Annotated in this window: 20 protein-coding genes, 1 tRNA gene and 1 pseudogene; 15 read left to right on the top strand and 7 right to left on the bottom strand. The window is 32.3% G+C overall.

The features are described 5' to 3' along the window. Positions 1-100: 100 nt before the first annotated feature. Positions 101-175: transfer RNA gene (locus tag DFR85_RS25500), tRNA-Arg, on the bottom strand. Positions 176-257: 82 nt separating this feature from the next. On the opposite strand from DFR85_RS25500, the gene DFR85_RS25495 reads away from it, so the two are divergent. Next, positions 258-2,879, top strand: a complete 2,622-nt coding sequence (locus DFR85_RS25495) for a DNA-directed DNA polymerase I (protein ID WP_168367164.1) — start codon at positions 258-260, stop codon at positions 2,877-2,879. 56 nt (positions 2,880-2,935) lie between these two features. Here DFR85_RS25495 and DFR85_RS25490 read toward each other — a convergent pair whose 3' ends face one another. The 3 genes from DFR85_RS25490 to DFR85_RS25480 are packed head-to-tail and all read right to left on the bottom strand — an operon-like array spanning position 2,936 to position 4,180. Beyond that, positions 2,936-3,364 (bottom strand): DUF2286 domain-containing protein, encoded by a 429-nt coding sequence (locus DFR85_RS25490; protein WP_110270702.1) that lies wholly within the window; start codon positions 3,362-3,364, stop codon positions 2,936-2,938. Beyond that, positions 3,361-3,846 (bottom strand): protein-lysine N-methyltransferase, encoded by a 486-nt coding sequence (locus DFR85_RS25485; RefSeq protein WP_110271858.1) that lies wholly within the window; start codon positions 3,844-3,846, stop codon positions 3,361-3,363. The genes DFR85_RS25490 and DFR85_RS25485 overlap by 4 nt, the downstream gene beginning before the upstream one ends. Positions 3,847-3,865: 19 nt before the next feature. Further along, complete coding sequence (locus DFR85_RS25480; protein ID WP_110270701.1) at positions 3,866-4,180, bottom strand: hypothetical protein; 315 nt, start codon at positions 4,178-4,180, stop codon at positions 3,866-3,868. A 56-nt stretch (positions 4,181-4,236) separates the two neighbouring features. Between DFR85_RS25480 and pgsA the strand changes: the two genes are divergently transcribed. After that, positions 4,237-4,815, top strand: coding sequence for an archaetidylinositol phosphate synthase (pgsA, locus tag DFR85_RS25475; RefSeq protein WP_110270700.1), 579 nt, complete (start codon positions 4,237-4,239; stop codon positions 4,813-4,815). Here pgsA and DFR85_RS25470 read toward each other — a convergent pair. Next, on the bottom strand, positions 4,776-5,711 hold the full coding sequence (locus tag DFR85_RS25470; protein ID WP_110270699.1) for a hypothetical protein: 936 nt from the start codon (positions 5,709-5,711) through the stop codon (positions 4,776-4,778). The two genes, pgsA and DFR85_RS25470, sit on opposite strands and share 40 nt — an antisense overlap. 55 nt (positions 5,712-5,766) lie before the next feature. On the opposite strand from DFR85_RS25470, the gene metG reads away from it, so the two are divergent. Next, positions 5,767-7,482: a methionine--tRNA ligase gene (metG, locus tag DFR85_RS25465; protein ID WP_110271857.1), complete on the top strand. Its 1,716-nt coding sequence runs from the start codon at positions 5,767-5,769 to the stop codon at positions 7,480-7,482. Here the strand turns inward: metG and DFR85_RS25460 are convergent. Further along, complete coding sequence (locus DFR85_RS25460) at positions 7,475-9,607, bottom strand: V-type ATP synthase subunit I (RefSeq protein WP_210433911.1); 2,133 nt, start codon at positions 9,605-9,607, stop codon at positions 7,475-7,477. The two genes, metG and DFR85_RS25460, sit on opposite strands and share 8 nt — an antisense overlap. A gap of 66 nt (positions 9,608-9,673) precedes the next feature. Here DFR85_RS25460 and DFR85_RS25455 point away from each other — a divergent pair, with 66 nt between their 5' ends. The 12 genes and pseudogenes from DFR85_RS25455 (at position 9,674) to DFR85_RS25400 (ending at position 19,892) form a co-directional block, all read left to right on the top strand. Then, complete coding sequence (locus tag DFR85_RS25455) at positions 9,674-9,976, top strand: V-type ATP synthase subunit F (protein WP_168367163.1); 303 nt, start codon at positions 9,674-9,676, stop codon at positions 9,974-9,976. 5 nt (positions 9,977-9,981) lie between these two features. Next, complete coding sequence (locus DFR85_RS25450) at positions 9,982-10,557, top strand: V-type ATP synthase subunit E (protein ID WP_168367162.1); 576 nt, start codon at positions 9,982-9,984, stop codon at positions 10,555-10,557. Then, positions 10,557-12,328, top strand: a pseudogene (locus tag DFR85_RS25445) (ATP synthase subunit A). The gene DFR85_RS25450 and the pseudogene DFR85_RS25445 overlap by 1 nt, the downstream one beginning before the upstream one ends. A 10-nt stretch (positions 12,329-12,338) precedes the next feature. Next, positions 12,339-13,730, top strand: coding sequence for a V-type ATP synthase subunit B (locus DFR85_RS25440; RefSeq protein WP_110271855.1), 1,392 nt, complete (start codon positions 12,339-12,341; stop codon positions 13,728-13,730). Further along, the gene (locus tag DFR85_RS25435) at positions 13,727-14,368 is read left to right on the top strand and encodes a V-type ATP synthase subunit D (RefSeq protein WP_110270696.1); all 642 of its coding nucleotides are present in this window, start codon (positions 13,727-13,729) and stop codon (positions 14,366-14,368) included. The genes DFR85_RS25440 and DFR85_RS25435 overlap by 4 nt, the downstream gene beginning before the upstream one ends. Further along, positions 14,358-14,519, top strand: coding sequence for a hypothetical protein (locus DFR85_RS25430; RefSeq protein WP_110270695.1), 162 nt, complete (start codon positions 14,358-14,360; stop codon positions 14,517-14,519). The genes DFR85_RS25435 and DFR85_RS25430 overlap by 11 nt, the downstream gene beginning before the upstream one ends. Positions 14,520-14,537: 18 nt before the next feature. Then, positions 14,538-14,843, top strand: coding sequence for an ATP synthase subunit c family protein (locus DFR85_RS25425; RefSeq protein ID WP_110270694.1), 306 nt, complete (start codon positions 14,538-14,540; stop codon positions 14,841-14,843). A 42-nt stretch (positions 14,844-14,885) separates the two neighbouring features. After that, positions 14,886-16,328 (top strand): proline--tRNA ligase, encoded by a 1,443-nt coding sequence (proS, locus tag DFR85_RS25420; protein ID WP_168367161.1) that lies wholly within the window; start codon positions 14,886-14,888, stop codon positions 16,326-16,328. Between the two features lie 32 nt (positions 16,329-16,360). Next, the gene (locus DFR85_RS25415; protein WP_110270692.1) at positions 16,361-16,648 is read left to right on the top strand and encodes a 30S ribosomal protein S26e; all 288 of its coding nucleotides are present in this window, start codon (positions 16,361-16,363) and stop codon (positions 16,646-16,648) included. A gap of 37 nt (positions 16,649-16,685) precedes the next feature. Continuing rightward, entirely contained in the window at positions 16,686-17,702 is a 1,017-nt protein-coding gene (gene pdxS / locus DFR85_RS25410; RefSeq protein ID WP_110270691.1) for a pyridoxal 5'-phosphate synthase lyase subunit PdxS, read from the top strand. Then, complete coding sequence (gene pdxT / locus DFR85_RS25405) at positions 17,699-18,301, top strand: pyridoxal 5'-phosphate synthase glutaminase subunit PdxT (RefSeq protein ID WP_168367160.1); 603 nt, start codon at positions 17,699-17,701, stop codon at positions 18,299-18,301. The genes pdxS and pdxT overlap by 4 nt, the downstream gene beginning before the upstream one ends. Positions 18,302-18,335: 34 nt before the next feature. Beyond that, positions 18,336-19,892: a holliday junction branch migration ATPase PINA gene (locus DFR85_RS25400; RefSeq protein ID WP_168367159.1), complete on the top strand. Its 1,557-nt coding sequence runs from the start codon at positions 18,336-18,338 to the stop codon at positions 19,890-19,892. On the opposite strand, the gene hjc is transcribed toward DFR85_RS25400, so the two are convergent. Further along, positions 19,881-20,312: a Holliday junction resolvase Hjc gene (gene hjc, locus DFR85_RS25395; RefSeq protein ID WP_168367158.1), complete on the bottom strand. Its 432-nt coding sequence runs from the start codon at positions 20,310-20,312 to the stop codon at positions 19,881-19,883. The genes DFR85_RS25400 and hjc overlap by 12 nt on opposite strands. Positions 20,313-20,320: the final 8 nt, after the last annotated feature.

Below are 20,320 nucleotides of genomic sequence, written 5' to 3'. Positions count from 1 at the left end.
TTTTTCCATATATGTAGTAGAAATATTTTTGCGCTTTTTACTCGTTACCAACGTTGTCATTGCATAAATAGAGAAATTCTTTCAATTTAAGTAATAGTCACGGACCCACCGGGATTCGAACCCGGGACCATCGGCTTCGCAGGCCGACACTCTATCCTGGCTGAGCTATGGGTCCATTATTTCAATATTTGAATACTAAATTATTAAAGCAAACGCGCATTAACGCTTATAGAGTTTTTTAGTATAATAGTTATATTGTGGCTAAACAGATAACTCTCTTTGATTTTTCAATGCAAAGTGCTGAAAAAGGAAATGCTAAGTCTGTTAAATCTAATGAAGATACTGAGAATGTAGAAAACTATAGACAGAAAGGAAAAGTTTGGTTGCCTGAAGCAGAGGATGGGAGAACATATTACTTGTTGGCTGTAGATTATGATGGAAAAAAAGGGAAAGCTTTCTGTAAATTATATGATCCTGAAAAAAAGGATGTGCATAGTTTTTACGATAATACTGGACATAAATCTTACTTTTTAGTAGATTTAGATCCAGAACAAGTAAGAAAGATCGCTAAGATAGTAAAAGATTCATCGTTTGATCATTTAGAAGTTGTATATAAGATAGATCCATATACTGGAAAGAAAGTAAGGCTCACAAAAATAGTAGTTAAAGATCCTCTAGCAGTAAAAAGAATGAGGAATCATGTGCCTAGAGCTTATGAAGCCCATATAAAATATTATAATAACTATATCTATGATCTGAACCTTATTCCAGGGATGCCATATGCTATAAATAAAGGTAAATTAAACGCTCTTTCTCCAAGTGTTGATGTAGAGGAAGTTAAACAAGCATTTGCTGATTCCGATGAGATGACTAAAGAAACAGCATTAACGTGGGCACCACTTTTTGAATCTGACGTGCCTTCTATTAAGCGTGCAGCTATAGATATAGAAGTTTTTACACCAATGAAGGGTAGAGTACCAGATCCAATCAAGGCAGAATTTCCTATTATAAGCATCTCTATTGCAGGTACTGATGGGACTAAGAAAGTCTTATTAATAGAGAGACCAGATGTTGAGCAAGGAAATACTTCTAACGAAGGCATATCTGTAGAGTATTTTAAAACTGAAGAAGAATTACTTAAACGATTTTTTGATATTATAGTGGATTTTCCATTGATTTTAACATTTAATGGGGACGACTTCGATATTCCATATATATATTTTAGAGCATTGAAATTGGGTTTCTTCCCTGAAGAGATACCTTTTGAAATAGGAAATAGAGAAACCAAATTTTTGGCAGGCTTTCATATAGATCTTTATAGATTTTTCTTCAATAAAGCTGTAAGGAATTATGCATTTGAAGGAAAATACAGTGAATATAGTTTAGACGCAGTTGCATCAGCTTTATTAGGTTTATCTAAAGTTAAAATAGATTCTAATATAAGCGATCTGAATTTAACTAAATTAATTCAGTATAACTTTAGAGATTCTGAAATAACATTAAAATTAACTACATTTAATAATGAAATAGTCTGGAAATTAATAGTACTATTCTCAAGAATATCTAAATTAGGTATAGAGGAGCTAACGAGAACTGAGATATCGGCATGGGTAAAGAATCTCTATTATTGGGAACATAGGAGAAGAAATTGGTTAATCCCTCTAAAAGAGGAAATTTTGGAAAGAACATCGAGATTAAAAACAGCTGCTGTCATAAAAGGTAAAGGATACAAGGGCGCAGTAGTGATAAATCCTCCAGTAGGCGTATTCTTTAACGTAACAGTACTTGATTTTGCTTCTCTGTACCCGTCTATCATACGGAATTGGAATTTAAGTTATGAGACTGTAGATCTTGAAGAGTGCAAGAAACCATATGAAGTGAAGGACGAAACTGGGGAAGTTTTGCATGTAGTATGCATGGATAAACCAGGAATCACAGCCGTAATGACTGGATTACTCAGAGATTTTAGAGTAAAGATATATAAGAAAAAAGCAAAGCATTCTAACGCCGATCAAGAGCACAAGATGCTTTACGATGTTGTTCAAAGAGGCATGAAAGTATTTATAAATGCTACATATGGAGTTTTTGGAGCCGAGACATTCCCATTATATGCACCAGCAGTGGCAGAGAGCGTAACAGCTTTAGGAAGATACGTTATTACTAGTACGGTTAAAAAAGCTCAAGACTTAGGTATGAGAGTTTTGTATGGTGATACTGATTCTTTATTTATATATCAACCTACTCCTGAAAAAATGCAAGAAGTTGTAAGTTGGGTAAAACAGACTTTTAAACTAGATTTGGAGCTTGATAAAAGTTATAAATTTGTAGCATTTTCTGGACTAAAGAAGAACTATTTTGGAATATTTACAGATTCTACTGTTGACATAAAAGGTATGTTAGTGAAAAAGAGAAATACTCCAGAATTTCTAAAAGAATCATTTAAAGAAGTTAAAGATCTTATGATGACTATTAATTCTCCAAGTGATTTAGAAGAAGCGAAGAAAGAAGTTAAAGAGAAGATCAAGGATATATATGATAAGTTAAGAAATAAAGGATTCAACCTAGATCAATTAGCATTTAGGGTGATGTTGTCTAAGAGTGTAGAATCCTATACTAAAAATACTCCACAACATGTTAAAGCAGCAGCGCAATTAAGAGCTTTTGGAGTCCAAGTATTACCCAGAGACATAATATCATTTGTAAAAGTTAAAAGTAAAGAAGGAGTTAAACCAGTTCAACTTGCTAAACTTTCAGAAGTCGACATAGATAAATATTATGATGCAGTAAGGAGTACCTTTGAACAGTTATTGAGATCATTAGGAATCAATTGGGATGAAATAGAGTCCACAATTTCAATAGATTCATTTTTTAAAAATTAAGGGAGGTTAATAATAGCTTACAAATATTTTTTAATTAGGGAAATATATTATTAGGACTATTCTTCCTCTTCTTCTCCTTGTTCTTCTATTTTTTGAGCAGAAGTAGCTTGTTTTGCATATTCTAATAGTTCGTTCTTTAGATTATCGTCAAGATAGTAAGATACAACATATACCTTATTATCTTGATAATCGTCTTCTTTCCACATATTGTCAAAACTTATAATATAAATTGGTATTCTTAAGATAGCCGATGTTTTATCTTTCCCACTTAGAAAGCTCTTTACTGCTTCGTATACATCTGGTTTTAGAGGTAACGGTATTCTAGCTTCTTGCGTATCCTTCATTATAGTAAAATCTGAAGTCATCTCATTCCATTCTTTGAGCGCGTCTGAAGCAACTTGCTTTACTACGTCTCCTATATTTCCATCTATAGTCTTTTCTGATGTTATTTTTCCTGTTTCGCTCTTTAATATTAATACTTTCACTTATTTTCACCTATAACGTAAAGGTAAACTATATGGTTCATGTTGCCATCTTCTACCTTAACTACTTCTTTTGGAGTCCATCCTCTCATCTCGAACTCATGTGAAACTACTCTGGTTCCTGGTTTTAATTCCGTTTCTAGCTTGGGTCTTAACATTTCGTTGACGTTTGTTAATAAGAACATTGTTACTACAGTGGCTTCAGAAATATTCTCTTCGAAGAAATTGCCTTTTCTAATAAATACTTTGCCTTCTACGCCGTTTTCTTTTACATTTTTAGTAGCTTCTTGAATTCTTTCATCGTTTATATCAATGCCTACTGCTTTTTTTGCATTAAAATCTTTAACTGCTGTTATAACTATTCTTCCATCTCCACAGCCTAAATCATATACTACGTCTTCTGGTCCTACTTTTGCTATTTCTAGCATTTTCTTTACTACTTTATCTGGTGTTGGAACGTATGGTACGTGAGGTGTATAGCTCAATTTTCTCACTTATGATTAGTTATGATATTAGATTTTTAATTTTATTAAGAGCTTCTCTTTTGGCTTCTTCTTCATCTGGCTTTAGATCTTTTCCAAACGGCATTTGTGTAAGTATAGGAGTAATTTTTCCGTCATCCGTTTCTATAAATAATTGGGGAAGCCAACTCATACCAAAATCGTCTTTCTCACCGTAATCTGATAGAAAACTATAATCTTCATTTTTTATTTCCTTATCAATTCCTAGCTCTTTTGACAAGTCTTCAGTAATAGTTATAAACGATTTATTCATAGGATGCGAATCTGAAGTTACGAGGATTAATTTTTTAGCTTTCATTATTATCCTCTCTCAGACTCATGTCAATTTTTAAGTTTAAAACAGTAGTGGTCTGAATGATTACTAGACTAAGGAAAGAATCTAAAAAAATTTTAAGACCTATAGCTTCTGCTTTATCAAAATTAGGAATATCTGCTAATTTAATGACTATAATAGGTTTAGTTCTAGCTTTGCTTTATTTTATTATTATTATGCTGTTTAGAAATCCTTTATATGGTTTAGTATTAATTATATTTTCGTCTTTGGCTGATGCGTTAGACGGTGAAATAGCAAGAATAACTGGAAAGGCTGGTGTTTTAGGTAGTTTTCTTGATTCTTCCTTAGACAGAATAGAAGACACATTATTCTTATCAGCATTATGTTTTTTGGGTTTTCAATCCTATTTAGTAGCTATCCTAGTAGGATTATCATTAATTATACCATATTTAAGAGCTAAAGCTGAGTCATTAGGAATAAAAGCTGAAGGTAAGGGGATAATCGAGAGAGGAGAAAGATTAATATTTATTATGATAATACTTTTAATATCAATGTTTTATTTTCAGATTTCCACATATATATTTTATATTTTTATAATATTATCTGCAATTACGGTTATTCAAAGATTTTTCTTAGTATCGTCTAGTTTACCGAAATAGAGCTGTAATGGATTTTTTACTCCGCATTCAGAAATACATAAATTTTTTTCCTTCATTTGTTTACATGAGTATAAAATGTATTTTTCTTTCTTTCTAAGTATTTCATTAATATAGTTCTCTGCTTCTTGAACACCGTTTTCTTTTAGAAAAGTTATAATAGAATTTAAATCTGTATTTATATCTAGTTTATACACTATAAGAATTTTTATTTCTTCTGGAGTCTTATTTTGCTTTCTTATCAGTCCATCTATACAAGGAGGTGTTTTGCCATTTTTAACTATTATTAAATCCTTTAAAGTTTCTGGTATTTCTGAAAGTGAAATTGGTTTAATATTTTGATATAATTTATTATATATTGTATTTTTTAAAATTTCCAATACTTTATTTTTATCTAGATATACATATCCTTTATTTAATATATTTTGAGAAAGGGATAGAGATGAATTTGTTAAATTTCTTATAAGCGTTAAATAACTTATAAAGTTTATAGCATAACTTAATTCAATTTTTCTGTTACCATTATGATATGAGATTTTCTTGTATTCTATAGGCACTTTCAATCTTTTTAATAATTCTTTAAATTGATCTTCACTTTCTTCTGATATCTCTTTGCTAAAATTTTCAGCTTCTCTCTTAAGCACTTTTTCTATTATTCTCCTATCGTTCATTATGGCAAGGATTAACAACTCAGTATAGAAGACAAGTGAAGAATACCTATATCTTTTGAAAGACTCTACTGGAGAATCTTCGAGAATCTTTTTAATTCTTTCTTTTGCATCATTTAATACTTGACCATTAGTAGCTATTATATCGTAGAATTTTATTCCGCCATAATCTTTTATTGCTTCATCAAACGATTTTAAGAACGGATATTTGTCGGTACTGATTAAACTCATTCAGAATTAAGCTTATTCAACAGCCTTTATAAGTTAGATGATATCATTACCATTTATGAAGGTATTTGTTGCCTCAGCATGGCCATACGTAGAGACTGTTCCTCATTTAGGAAATTTAATAGGCTCCGTATTATCTGCAGATGTTTTCGCTAGATATGCTAGATTAAAATATGGAAAAGAAAATGTAGTATTTGTAAGCGGTAGCGATGAACACGGAACTCCTATAGAAATAGAGGCAATAAAAAGAAAAATTAATCCTAAAAACCTTACAGATCAAGCTCATGAGTATGTAAAGGATCTCTTTTTAAATGTATGGAAAATAAGTTATGATAATTATTCAAGAACAGAGTCCGAAACGCATAAAAAATTCGTTAAAGAATTTATTTTAGGCATTCAAAAATACATTTTTGTTCAAGAAGAGACAATGCCTTATTGTGAAACTGATAAGATATTCTTGCCAGATAGATTTATAAAAGGTACGTGTCCATATTGTGGATTTGAAGACGCAAGAGGAGATCAGTGCGATAAGTGTGGAAGACTTCTTTCACCGGAATTGCTTATAAATCCTAGATGTGCAATATGCGGTAGTAAACCAGTCTTTAAAAAGACTAAACATTGGTTTTTTGATTTAAGTAAGTTTTCTGATGATCTTAGAAAATGGTTAGAGAGTTCTAAAGATATGCCAGATAATGTCAAATCTGTTGCATTAAGTTGGATATCTGAAGGACTAAAACCTAGAAGTCTTACTAGAGATAACTCTTGGGGAATACCCGCACCTTTTGAAGGAGCTGAAGGTAAAACTATATATGTTTGGTTCGAAGCTTTATTAGGCTATATTTCCGCTACTATAGAGTTTTTTGAAAAAAATGGGGATTCAAAGAAATGGGAAGAGTTTTGGTTGAATGATGCTAGAAGCTATTATTTTATAGGTAAAGACAATATTCCATTTCATGCAGTAATATTTCCTGCAATGCTTATGGCATCAGGTAAAGGGTATACATTACCTACAGTAATTTCTTCTACTGAATATTTATTGTATGAGGGCCAAAAATTTAGTAAGAGCAGAAGAATAGGAATATGGATTGATGAAGCACCTAAAATAATGGATATAGATTACTGGAGATATGTCCTAATTAGACTGAGACCAGAAGAAAAGGACATGAACTTTCTATGGAAAGAGGCAATAAGAATAGTCAATACTGAATTAAACGATGATATAGGTAATTATATAAATAGAACTTTAACAATGATAAATAGATATAATTCTGCAAAAATTCCTAATTTCGATGAATCAATTATAGATGAAAATGATGTTAAAATAATAAAGCTAATTTCAGAAACTCCAGATATGGTATCTTCCTTATTTGAAAAAGGGAAATTAAAAGCGGGAACTGAAGAGATAATAAAGTTAGCTAGAGAAGGTAATTCGTACTTAAATCTTAAGGCACCTTGGGATTCTATAAAGAAAAATCCTAGAGACGCTATAAATACCTTATATCTTTCAGCTAATTTAACAAAGTCTTTAGCTATTCTTTTATATCCTGTTATTCCTGAGCATTCCCAAATTATATATGATTTACTTAATCTAGGTAATATAGAAAATGAGATGTGGGATAATTCCAAGAAGATTAATTTACAGTCAGGTCATGAAATAAAGAAAGCTATACCAATATTTAAGAAACTTCCTGACACATTTGAAAAAGATCTACCAATGACTCTAGAAAAAATTAGAAAAGAATTAGAAAAAACTAGACCTTCTTTACTTAGATAAGTTCTACGTATGTAGTAGCTGGTTCAAATTCTTTTCCTCTTCCATCATAGAATTTGCTAAACATTTCGTAGAAGTGAAGCCTCATATCTTGTATGAAAACTATTAATCCTTCTAAGCCTATTGCCAATAGGTTACCTACTAAAATTAAAGCTATTGACGCTGGGCTAGTAAAGATTGCATAAAGACTAGGTACTCCTACTACTAGATATGCCATATATGAAAACGCATAGAGTAAATAATAATGTGCTAGTGCAAATACTAGAATTCTTATAAACGATATAGTGTTTGACAATAGTAATAATCCTGCTTCAAATCCTCCTTCCATAAATCCTAAGCCTATTGCCGAACCTATACTTACTTTCTCATATCTTTTCAAAAGGATTACTCTAGAAATCCAGTTAAATATTATCGACAATTCTATCCATAATATCATTATATAACTAAATATAGCAGTTGAATTATACAATACTGGAGAAGTAGGATTTGTAATATCAGTAAGTATGTAGCCTAAAATTGCTTTTTCAGTATTAAAGTATGCTACTCCATTAGAAACTCCAGCAGGTATTCCATAAGCAAATATTAGGAACGGCGCAATATAAATTAGTAATAATGGTAGTTTTTCATAAATTAAAAATTCCATATCTTTCTTTCTTAATGCGTTTATAACACCTACTAAAGAGCTTACAAAGAGTGCTAAACTTCCTATAAACACTGAAAATATCATAGTATTTTCTATTGATGAAGCCGTTGCGTATTCTCCAAACGGTAAGAGAAAAGCTAGAGATTTTGATATACTTAATGGAACTGGCCACACATAGTATAATGGGCCTATATTACCTGGAAATTTTGACGGATTTAGTTCTTCTAATCCACCTACTAGCAATGGACCAAAAAATTCTCTAGCCAATAATCCAGTTACAATAGCCACTACGCTAGAGTATATTAAAACTAGTGAAAGATTTCTTATATTATAACTACCTTTTCTTACGCCGTATTTATAAAACCATATAGAAAATAAAAACACTACTATAGCATCTCCTGCATCTGGAAACATTAATCCAAAAAGAATTGGAAATGTAACTATAAGGAATATAGCTGGAGAAACTTCCCAATATGAAGGAGTCCCGTAAATATCTATTATTGACTCTATAGCCTTTATTCTCTTTGGTAGATTTATGTATGTAGGAGGTTCATCCGTTTCTCCATATCGTTTTGGATATACAAAATCTATAAATGCTTCTATTTTATCTAGCTTATTCTTAAGTTCTTTAACTTTCTTTTCTGGAACATAGCCTTCTAGTTGAATAAAATTATCGGATACTCTGACTTTAGATAATATATTTAGTGCATCTCTTATAGTCATTAATTTTCCTAATAATTCTCTAAAACTAGATGAGTTATCTCTAACCTTTTGTGAGAGTTGAGATCTAGTAGTAGTTAATATTTCTTCTAAACTTTTTACCTTTTGTAATGCCTCATTATATGCATCATAAGGAGATTCTCCTGCTGGCGTCTCAAATTTTCTTATTCCTAGTTTTGTTAAGTATTCCTCTTGAGTCCCTTTTAGGGAAATAATTATTGCAGCATAGTTACCGTTCTTTAATAGTCTATAAGCCACAAATATGTTCTTATTATTTTTTAATTCTTCAAGTTGCGTTATAGTTACTATGGAGAAAATAACGTCGAAATAATCTAATTTCCCTAGATTTTCTAGAGATACTGTAATCTCACTGAATGGAGCTAGTGTTTCCATTTGTGATTTATAAAGATCTATTTCACCTCTTATTTTTCCTATTTCTTCTAAAAGCTCCTTGTATCTAGTTTCCTCGTCTTCTGCCTCTTTAGATATCCTTTCACTCGTAGTTATCCAGTCTTCATTAATTTTTAGCTTTCCAGCAGGTTCTAAAATAAGTCCTGCTAAATCCATTATTATCTTCAGTTTTGATATATGTTCTTGGATTTCTCCGATAAGTCTTCTAGCTCCTTCTATACGACCTTGAGAAATAGGAATAGAAGGATCTCTTGGTTCAAACATACCGAACTTTAGAATTTCTGTTACTATCTTGTCAGTGTTTTCTTTGAGAGATATAATCTCTGCTTTTGACATAGTTTCTGGGAAAATCAATATGAACTCGATTCTATCTATACTTTAAACTTTAAAATATTTAATCTACATTACAGACTGAAAATTATGGGTAAAATTTTGCTAATGGGTGATAGGTATACGGCTTCTTTGTTCAGAATGATGGGTTCTGAAGCTGAGGTTATTGAAGATCCTTTTAATTTAAATAGTGAAATAGAAAAGGCTCGAAAAAGAGAAGATATTGATCTAATTCTAATAACAAGAGATATCTATGAACCAGTAAGAGAAAAGATAGATTCGTTGATTTCAACACAAGCAAAACCTTTAATTACGATAATTCCTTCTCCATTTAGTGAATCTAAACCTATGGATGTAAGGAAAATGATTTTAAGGGCTTTAGGTTTTGGGTGAGTAAAATGGCAAGCTTAGAAGACTTATTAAATAATGTAATACAGAAAGTACTCGAAGAAATAAAATCAAATGTAGATCAAAGTTTTAATGAATCAAAGAAAATAGTCGAGCATGCATATAATGATACATTTAATTCATATTCTGTTAAAGTTAATGAACTTCTTTCTAAGTATCAAGAAGAAATAGAAGGAGAAAAGGCTAAATTAGATGTAGAGAATAAAAGATTAATATCTAGTGAAAAGAATTTCTGGATACAAAAAGTTTTTGATGAAGTCAAAAACAAAATCGGTTTATTTATAGATTCTGAGAGCTACCAAAAAGGATTAGAAAATATAATTTCTAGGGAATCAAAAAATGGTTCAATAATTTTCTGTAATTCTGGCGATGTAAACAAGGTTAAAACAATACTGAATAAGCTTAAGATAAATGCCGAAGTTAAAGAACAGAATTTATTGGGTGGCATAAGAATAGAATATCCAGATCAAGGATTAGTAAGAGATTATTCACTAGATCTTATTTTAAATCAAGTTTTTGAATCAGAAAAACCTAGAATAGCTCAGATACTATTTGGTGAGGAATGATGGAAAAAGGGAGAATTGTAAGAGTGAATGGTCCATTAGTAGTAGCAGATAATATGAGAGCTTCTCAAATGTATGAAGTAGTTGAAGTAGGAGACCTTAGATTAACTGGTGAAATAACAAGAATAGAAGGAGATAGGGCTTATATTCAAGTTTATGAAGATACAAGTGGTGTAAAGCCTGGAGAGCCAGTTTATGGTACTGGGTCTCCTTTATCAATAGAATTAGGTCCAGGTTTGATAGGGCAATTATACGATGGTTTACAAAGACCATTAGGCAAAATAGCCGAGGATACTAATTCAGCATTTGTAGCCAGAGGTGTAAAAATTCCAGCAATAGATAGGCAAAAGAAGTGGCACTTTGTTCCAAAGCTAAATAAAGGAGACAAGGTATCTCCTGGAGACATAATTGGAACAGTAGAAGAGACAGCTTTAGTTGAGCATAGAATAATAATACCTCCAGATAGATACGGTAAGATTAAAGAAATATTACCAGAGGGAGACTATACTGTTGAGGAGACAATTGCTACGCTTGATATGAATGGTGATGAAGTGCCACTTAATATGATACAGAAATGGCCTGTTAGAGTACCGAGGCCGTTTAAAGAAAAATTAGAACCTTCAGAACCTTTGCTAACAGGAGTAAGAGTTTTAGATACAGTATTTCCTTTAGCCAAAGGTGGAACAGCAGCGATTCCAGGTCCTTTTGGTGCTGGAAAAACTGTTACTTTGCAGAGTTTAGCTAAATGGAGTTCAGCTAAGATAATAATCTATGTAGGTTGTGGAGAAAGAGGAAATGAAATGACCGACGAATTAAGATCTTTCCCTACACTTAAAGATCCATGGACTGGAAGGCCATTACTTGAAAGAACGATTCTAGTAGCTAATACGAGTAATATGCCAGTAGCTGCACGTGAGGCAAGTATTTATGTAGGTGTAACATTGGAGAATATTTTAGAGACCAAGGATATGATGTACTAACAGTAGCTGATAGTACCACAAGATGGGCCGAGGCTTTAAGAGATCTTGGTGGAAGAATGGAAGAAATGCCAGCTGAAGAGGGATTCCCTAGTTATTTAGCTTCTAGGTTAGCGGAATATTATGAGAGAGCCGGGAGAGTTAAAACACTAGGAAATCCGGAAAGAATAGGTTCAGTAACTTTAGCTTCTGCCGTATCGCCACCTGGAGGTGACTTTACGGAACCTGTAACTAGTAATACATTAAGATTCGTTAGAGTATTCTGGCCATTGGATGTCAATTTAGCTCATGCAAGGCATTTTCCAGCAGTAAACTGGATTCAAGGATTTTCTGCATATGTAGATTTAGTTGCTAAATGGTGGAATAGCACCGTGGACCCCGATTGGAAAATAATGAGAGATTTTATTGTAAAGACTCTAATAAGAGAGGACGAATTAAAACAAATTGTTAGATTAGTAGGACCAGAATCTTTAGCAGAGAAAGACAAGTTAGTTCTAGAAGAAGCTAGAATAATAAAAGAGGCGTTTTTAAAGCAGAATGCCTTTGATGACATTGATGCATTCTCGACTCCTCAAAAACAAGACAGAATAATGAAACTTATATATACTTATAATCAATATGCTCAGGCTTTAGTAGAAAAAGGAATATCAGTAAAGCAAATATCGGAAAAAGTAACAGTAGTTTCGGATATAATAAGAGCTAAATCTACTATTAAAAACGACGATCTGAAGAAGTTCGATGAATTAGAGAATATATTAAAAAGCCAGTTTGATCAAATATCTAAGCAAGGTGCTTGATATGGAGAACATGTTAAACGTAAGAGAATATTCAAATATTTCTAGCATTAGAGGTCCTCTAGTAATAGTTCAAGGTGTAACAGACGCCTCGTACAACGAGCTAGTAGAGGTAGAGATGGAAAACGGAGAGAAAAGAAGAGGTATAGTAGTAGATAGTTTAATGGGTTCTGCTATAGTTCAAATATTCGAAGGTACTACAGGAATATCTCCATCAGGGTCAACAATAAGATTTCTTGGGAGAGGATTAGAAGTAAAGATATCTGATGAAATGTTAGGTAGAATATTTAATCCACTAGGAGATCCTTTAGATAACGGTCCTCCAGTAATTTCTGGAGAAAAAAGGGATATAAACGGTTCTCCTATTAATCCAGCAGTAAGAGAGTATCCAGAAGAATTTGTTCAGACAGGAATTTCCGCTATAGACGGATTAAATTCGTTAATTAGAGGTCAAAAATTACCTATATACAGTGGAAGCGGCCTACCAGCAAATGCATTAGCAGCACAGATTGCTAAGCAAGCTACAGTAAGAGGTGAAGAGAGTAATTTTGCCGTAGTGTTTGGTGCTATTGGAATAAGATATGATGAAGCATTATATTTCAAGCAATTCTTTGAAGAGACTGGAGCTATAAATAGAGTGGCCATGATAATGAGTCTAGCTAATGAACCTTCTATGTTAAAGATCCTAACGCCTAGAACTGCATTAACTTTAGCTGAATACCTTGCTTTTGAAAAGGATATGCATATATTAGCAATTTTAATTGATATGACAAACTATTGTGAAGCTCTAAGAGAAATCAGCGCATCAAAGGAGGAAATACCTGGAAGAGGAGGTTATCCAGGCTATATGTATACTGATTTAGCAACAATATATGAAAGAGCTGGAAAAGTAAAAGGAAAGAAAGGATCAATAACTCAAATGCCTATACTTACAATGCCAAATGATGATATGACTCATCCGATACCTGACCTTACTGGGTATATAACAGAAGGACAGATTGTATTAGATAGGACATTATATAATAAGGGAATTTATCCTCCTATAAACGTACTTATGAGTCTTTCGAGGCTTATGAAAGATGGAATAGGCGAAGGAAAAACTAGAGAAGATCATAAAGATGTAGCGAACCAGTTATTTGCTGCTTACGCTAAAGCAGTTGATACTAGAGGTTTAGCAGCTATAATAGGCGAAGATAGTCTTTCAGATATAGATAAAAAGTATTTATTGTTTGGGGAAGCTTTTGAAAGAAAATTTGTTAGCCAAGGCGTTAATGAAAATAGAAGTATAGAAACTACTTTAGATATAGGTTGGGATATTCTTTCGATTTTACCTGAAAGCGAATTGACTAATATAAAGTCCTCATATATAAAGAAATATCTTCCAATATATCGTGGTAAACAATGAGCTCACAGAAAGTATTACCAACTAAAATAAATCTTATACAGTTAAGGAATCAATTAAAGCTAGTAAGAGTTATAAAAAGGTTATTAGAAAGTAAAAGGGAAGTTCTACTTATATATCTTAGGTCATATTCAACAGAATACGAAAAATTATATGAAGAAGTTAACTCTACACTAAAAGAAGTTTACAATTCATTTTTACAAGCAGTAGTTGATGAGGGTATAACGAATGTTCAAAATATTGCTAATTCTCAGTCTGATAAACTTATTGTCAAGAGTTCAACTAAAGTAATTTTCGGAGTTAAGATACCTGTTACAGAGCTAGATAAGAACTCAATTCCAGAAAAACCGTTTAACGAAATAGAAGTTTCTCCTTATCTTTCAAAGTCATATGATGAAATGAGAGATGCATTAATAAAGGTTATTAAGCTAGTAGAACTTGAGTCCACAATAAGATCTTTAACTTCCGAATTAATGAAAACTCAGCGTCTAATTAATGCTATAGATTCTTCTATTTTGCCATTTTACACAAGTTCTATAAAATATATTAGAGGAATATTAAGTGATAGATCAAGAGATGATTTCGTAAGACTTAAGATTACAAGAAGAATATTGCAGAGGAAGAGAGAAAATGCAAGCTGAGAAATATATAGACATAATAAAGATAAAATTAGATCAGAAAAAAGCAGAGATACTAGAACAACTCACAAACGAATATAATAACATAATGAAAAATAAGGAAAAAGAACTAGAAGATATAAAGAGAAAGGCTTTAAAGGATTTATCAAAGTAAATAGGTGGTGAGATTCAAATGGAGAGAAAATACGTTTTGTTATCAATTTTACCACTAATACTTTCTAGTATTTTAGTCGGAGCAGTAACTCCAGCATCTACAGCACAAGGATTTGAAGGAATAAATATAGGAGCAGGATTAGCAATAGGACTAGCAGTAGTAGGTGCAGGTGTAGCAGTAGGTATGGCAGCAGCGGCTGGTATAGGAGTACTTACAGAAAGACGTGATATGTTCGGCACTGTGCTAATATTCGTAATTATAGGAGAAGGATTAGCGGTCTATGGGATATTATTTGGTCTATTAATGCTATTCGCGAAGATTTAAAAGGTAAAAAGAATTTTTAACCCCAATATTTTTCCTTCTTCTATGAATATAAAAAGAGAAAAGTGGAGCAATAATTTTAGTGAATGGTTTGATTGGGTAATATCTGAAGGAGAATTTTATGACTATGGAAGATATCCATTAAAAGGAGTAGGAATCTGGCTTCCTTATGGATTCAAGTTAAGACAGGCCATAATAGACATAATAAGACAATTACTTAATAACACTGGTCATGAAGAAGTACTATTTCCTATGTTAATTCCAGAAGGCCTTCTTAAAAAAGAATCAGAACATATAAAAGGATTCGAAGAAGAAGTCTATTGGGTAACTAAAGGCGGAAGTGAAGATTTAGATGTTAAATTATCATTAAGACCTACTTCTGAAGCTGCTATAACATTCATGGAATCTCTATGGATAAAAAGTTATAAACAATTGCCTAAGAAATATTATCAGATTGTAAGCATATTTAGATACGAAACTAAAGCTACAAGACCAATGATAAGACTTAGGGAAGTTACAACATTTAAAGAAGCACATACTATACATTCAACCTTTGAAGATGCTGAAAATCAAGTTAAAGAGGCTATAGAGATCTATAAAAAATTTTTCGATATCTTAGGAATTCCTTATTTGATTTCACAAAGACCAGAATGGGATAAGTTCCCTGGTGCTGTGAAGACGTACGCATTTGATACTATAATGCCAGATGGAAAAACTTTACAGATAGGTACTGTACATCATTTAGGCCAACATTTTACTAAGGCTTTCGATTTTAAGGTACAGAAGGCCGATGGAACATTAGACTATCCTCACCAGACTAGTTATGGTATTTCAGATAGGGTTATAGCATCATTAATATCTTCGCATGGAGATGATAGAGGTTCTGTACTATTTCCTTTAGTAGCTCCAATACAAGTAATAATTATACCTATTCCTTCCAAAAACACAGATGATACTAATAAAATCTTAGAATATAGTGAAAATGTAAAATCACAACTTATATCTGCAGGAATAAGAGCTAATATAGATAAAGACACAGAAAAAACTCCTGGAGAGAAGTTCTACATCTGGGAAATAAAGGGAGTTCCTATTAGAGTAGAAATAGGTCTTAGAGAAGTTCAAAATTCTTCTGTAACTCTTAAAAGAAGAGATACATTAGAGTCAAAAGCAGTAAAGTTAAGTGAGCTAATTACAGAGATTAGAAAATTGCTTGAAGATATTGAAAATAATCTTAAATCTAAAGCATGGGAATCTTTTAACAAAAAAATATTTTACGCGAAAACTGTAGAAGACGCAAACAAAATCTTAGAAAAAGGAGGAGTTGTAGAATTACCTTGGTGTGGGGATAATAGTTGTGGATTGAAAATAGAAGAATTAACTAATGCTAAAGTAAAGGGAATTCCATTGGAGAGTAAAAAAATCAATGATAGTTGCGTTATATGTAAAAAACCCGCTTCTAATGTTTTGAGAATAGCAAAAACTTATTAGAAACAAACGAGTCAGAATTATAGGGTGTTGATTTGCCAAAGAAGAGGGAGAACAGAGGTAGAAGGAAAGGCGATAAAGGTCACGTTGGATATATAACATGTGACAACTGTGGGGCAAGAGTTCCAGAAGATAAGGCAATATGCGTTACAAGAATGTATAGTCCAGTAGATGCTACATTAGCTTCTGAGTTAGAGAAAAAAGGCGCTATAATACCTAGATATGCAATGAGGAAATGTTACTGTATAAATTGTGCTATACACTTTGGTATAGTTAAAATAAGAGCAGAAAATGAAAGGAAGTCTAGGCCAGCAGTATATTAATATATATTTTTAACCTTGTGATTCATTCTCATTTTTTATGAGACTGTATGAATTAACATTCAATGAAATAGAAGAGTTCTTTTATAAGTTATCTGAATTTCGTGATATTATAAAGGATGAAGGATTACTAACTTTTGTACCAGAATTAGAAAGATCAGTATCAGGAACTAAGGAAGGGACAGCAAGAGTAAAGCACGCTTTTCCAATTTTTCAAAAAGGCGGAGTTGTTATGGATGTAACTAATGTAAATCAGGCTCAAATAGCTGAAGACGCAGGAGCTACAGCTGTTATGGTTCTGGATAAATTACCTTATGATGTTAGAAAATCTGGAGGAGTAGCCAGAATGGCAGATCCTAAAATAATAGAAGATGTAATGAATTCAATAACTATTCCTGTAATGGCAAAAGTTAGAATAGGACATTATTACGAAGCTAAAATTCTTGAGTCTCTTGGAGTAGATATGATAGACGAGAGTGAAGTATTAACACCTGCTGATGAAGAACATCATATTAATAAGTGGGAATTTAAGGTGCCATTTGTTAATGGTGCAAGAAATCTAGGAGAAGCTTTGAGAAGAATTAATGAAGGTGCGTCTATGATAAGAACTAAGGGTGAGCCTGGTACAGGAAATGTAAGTGAGGCAATAAAGCACATGAAAATAATGAATAGTGAAATACGAAATCTTTTGGGCATGGAAGAGGAAGATAGAGTAAAGAAAGCAAGAGAATATCAAGTTCCTTATCAATTAGTCGAATTAGTAACAAAATTACAAAGATTGCCTATAGTTAACTTTGCTGCTGGAGGAATAGCTACGCCAGCAGATGCTGCATTAATGATGTGGTTAGGTTCAGATGGTATTTTCGTAGGTTCTGGAATATTTAAGAGTCAAGATCCTTCTGAAAGAGCCAAAGCTGTAGTATTAGCTACGGCAAATTGGGAATATCCAGAGATAGTTCTAGAGGCTCAGAAAATGATAACCGAAGAAAAATCAATGATGGGAATTGATATAAAAACTCTAAAACCAGAAGAATTACTTCAAGTGAGAGGAGTATGAAAGTAGGTATATTAGCCTATCAAGGAAGTTTTGAGGAGCATGCTCTCCAAACTAAATTGGCCATAGACAAGTTACATTTAAATGCCGATGTAGTTCCAGTTAAAAAACCTTCAGAGCTCAATGTTGTAGATGGTATAATATTACCTGGCGGAGAGAGCACAACAATAGGTATAATGGCACAGAAACTTGGAGTTTTAGATACGTTAAAAGATAAGATATCTAGTGGACTTCCAGTATTAGGTACATGTGCAGGTGCAATAATGCTGGCAAAGGAAGTAAGTGATGCTAAAGTTGGAAAGAAATCTCAGCCTCTAATAGGACTTATGGATACTACAATTATAAGAAATTATTATGGTAGACAACGAGAAAGTTTTGAGACTACATTAGATTTTTCGACTATAGGAGGTTCAACTGCCAAAGTTGTTTTTATTAGGGCTCCAGCTATTACAAAAACATGGGGAAAAGCTAAAGAACTCCTTAGTTTAGGAGACAACAAAGTAATGGTTCAGGAAGACAATATGCTAGCAACAACTTTTCATCCGGAATTATCTTCAACGACTATTGTTCATGAATACTTTCTGTCAATAATAAAGAAATAATTTTTTAATCTTCATTTTTATACATTAATCGTTAGTGGGGAACAAACTTTTGTCAGTTAGAAATATTTTGCCAGATAAGAGTGCTTTACTTCATGGAATTTCTAAGTATGTAGAGAAGAATATTATTAATGGAAATTTTCTCATTCATAGATCATTATTAGAAGAGCTTGAAAAAGAGACTAGAGACGGCTTAGTCACTGGAGAACTAGCATTAGATGAAGTAAATAGATTAAAAGATTTATCAGAACAGTATTTATTTTCGTTTGAAATAGTAGGTAAAAATTATGGAGGAAACGTTGATGAAGCGATAAGACAATATTGTGCAGATCAAGGCTGCGTTATAGTTACTGCGGACGAAATACAGAAAAAAATCTGTGATTTTATAGGTGTAGAAACTATATTTCTTGAAAAACCAATTGAAGAGCTAAGTATTGAAAAATTTTTTGATGAAAATACTATGAGTGTTCACTTGAAAGAAGATACTTTGCCTAAAGCTAAAAAAGGCAGGCCAGGTAATTGGCAATTTGTAACTTTATCTAATGATATTACTGACGCTTCTTACTTGAAGAGACTAGTCTCTGAAATATTAAATTCTATAAAATATGTTAAAGGTTCTTTTATAGAAATTGAAAGAAGAGGATCAACAATTGTTCAATTAGGTAACTATAGAATTGTAATAACTAGGCCCCCATTAAGCGATGGTTGGGAAGTTACAATTACAAAGCCTGTAGCTAGAAAGAAATTAGAGGAGTATAATTTGGATGAAAGATTAATTCAAAGACTTGAAGATAGGGCAGAGGGTATATTAATTGCAGGATCTCCAGGTATGGGTAAAACAACTTTTGCTCAAGCCTTATCTGAATATTACATGAAGCTTGGGAAAGTTGTTAAGACCATAGAGTCTCCAAGAGACATGCATTTACCTCCAGAAATAACACAATATTCAAAAAATTATGCAGAAATAGGAGAATTGCATGATATATTACTATTAAGTAGACCAGATTATACAGTATATGATGAAATGAGAAATGATGAAGATTTCAGGCTCTATATAGATCTTAGATTAGCAGGTATAGGTATGATTGGTGTAGTCCATGCAACTACTCCAATAGATGCTATTCATAGGTTCTTGAGTAGAACTGATTTAGGTACTATACCAAGTATTTTAGATACAGTTATTTTCATAAATAATGGAGCAGTAGATAAGGTGTATAGCCTAGAGATGTCTGTGAAAGTTCCTTCTGGAATGAAAGAGGCCGATCTGGCTAGACCAGTAGTTGAAATAAAGGACTTCCTTAACGATAAGGTAGAATATGAAATATATGTATTTGGAGAACAAGCTATGATAGTTCCGGTATCTAAGATAACTAAGGATAATGTAGAGTCTAGAATTGAAAGAACAGTATTAGACTCTATGCCAGGAGCTACTGTAAAATACGAAAACGGTGAATATGTAATAAATATACCTAAATCACAAATAAGTAAGTTCAATAGAAGAGTAAATTCTAAATTAAGAAAATTAGAAAAGAAGACTGGAGCTAAAATAAGAATAAGATTAGAAGATAATGGTGAAAATGGATCACAAGAATGAATCTAATGTTTTACTAAATTTAGATTCAACATATCTTGTTAGCGCATCTATGGTATATCCTTCTTCTAGTATATTATCGTCAATAACATAATTTCCTCCATCAGTTTTTCTTAACTTCGAAAATGGAACGAATTTTAATATTTTTGGCAATTTTACACCTATAAATAATTCTCCTCCGCTTTTTCTACTAAATTCCAATATACCTTCTGCTTGTTCTCTTGAAATATAGACTTTTCCAGATCTTCTACTTTTTACTTCTATCAGCATGATATAACCATATTTTAATGCTATAATATCTGGTATAGAATCCTTTCTTTTACTACCGCTTGCTGGTGCTCTAATAACAGCAAAACCTCTATCCCTTAACAAAGAAAGAATTAGTCTTTCTACGCTACTTCCTTTAACTTTCCTTTTATTCACAATTAAAA

It is taken from the genome of Acidianus brierleyi (genome assembly GCF_003201835.2).
Lineage (GTDB): Archaea > Thermoproteota > Thermoprotei_A > Sulfolobales > Sulfolobaceae > Aramenus > Aramenus brierleyi.
Note: the sequence above shows the minus strand (reverse complement) of the source record. Positions and strands in the feature narration are given on the sequence as shown.

Coding starts and splice junctions, on each gene's coding strand:
- pgsA (WP_110270700.1), top strand. CDS start 4,237: ATGATTACTAGACTAAGGAAAGAATCTAAAAAAATTTTAAGACCTATA.
- pdxS (WP_110270691.1), top strand. CDS start 16,686: ATGAGACTGTATGAATTAACATTCAATGAAATAGAAGAGTTCTTTTAT.
- pdxT (WP_168367160.1), top strand. CDS start 17,699: ATGAAAGTAGGTATATTAGCCTATCAAGGAAGTTTTGAGGAGCATGCT.
- proS (WP_168367161.1), top strand. CDS start 14,886: ATGAATATAAAAAGAGAAAAGTGGAGCAATAATTTTAGTGAATGGTTT.
- DFR85_RS25450 (WP_168367162.1), top strand. CDS start 9,982: ATGGCAAGCTTAGAAGACTTATTAAATAATGTAATACAGAAAGTACTC.
- metG (WP_110271857.1), top strand. CDS start 5,767: ATGAAGGTATTTGTTGCCTCAGCATGGCCATACGTAGAGACTGTTCCT.
- DFR85_RS25435 (WP_110270696.1), top strand. CDS start 13,727: ATGAGCTCACAGAAAGTATTACCAACTAAAATAAATCTTATACAGTTA.
- DFR85_RS25455 (WP_168367163.1), top strand. CDS start 9,674: ATGGGTAAAATTTTGCTAATGGGTGATAGGTATACGGCTTCTTTGTTC.
- DFR85_RS25440 (WP_110271855.1), top strand. CDS start 12,339: ATGTTAAACGTAAGAGAATATTCAAATATTTCTAGCATTAGAGGTCCT.
- DFR85_RS25480 (WP_110270701.1), bottom strand. CDS start 4,180: ATGAAAGCTAAAAAATTAATCCTCGTAACTTCAGATTCGCATCCTATG.
- DFR85_RS25430 (WP_110270695.1), top strand. CDS start 14,358: ATGCAAGCTGAGAAATATATAGACATAATAAAGATAAAATTAGATCAG.
- DFR85_RS25470 (WP_110270699.1), bottom strand. CDS start 5,711: ATGAGTTTAATCAGTACCGACAAATATCCGTTCTTAAAATCGTTTGAT.
- DFR85_RS25425 (WP_110270694.1), top strand. CDS start 14,538: ATGGAGAGAAAATACGTTTTGTTATCAATTTTACCACTAATACTTTCT.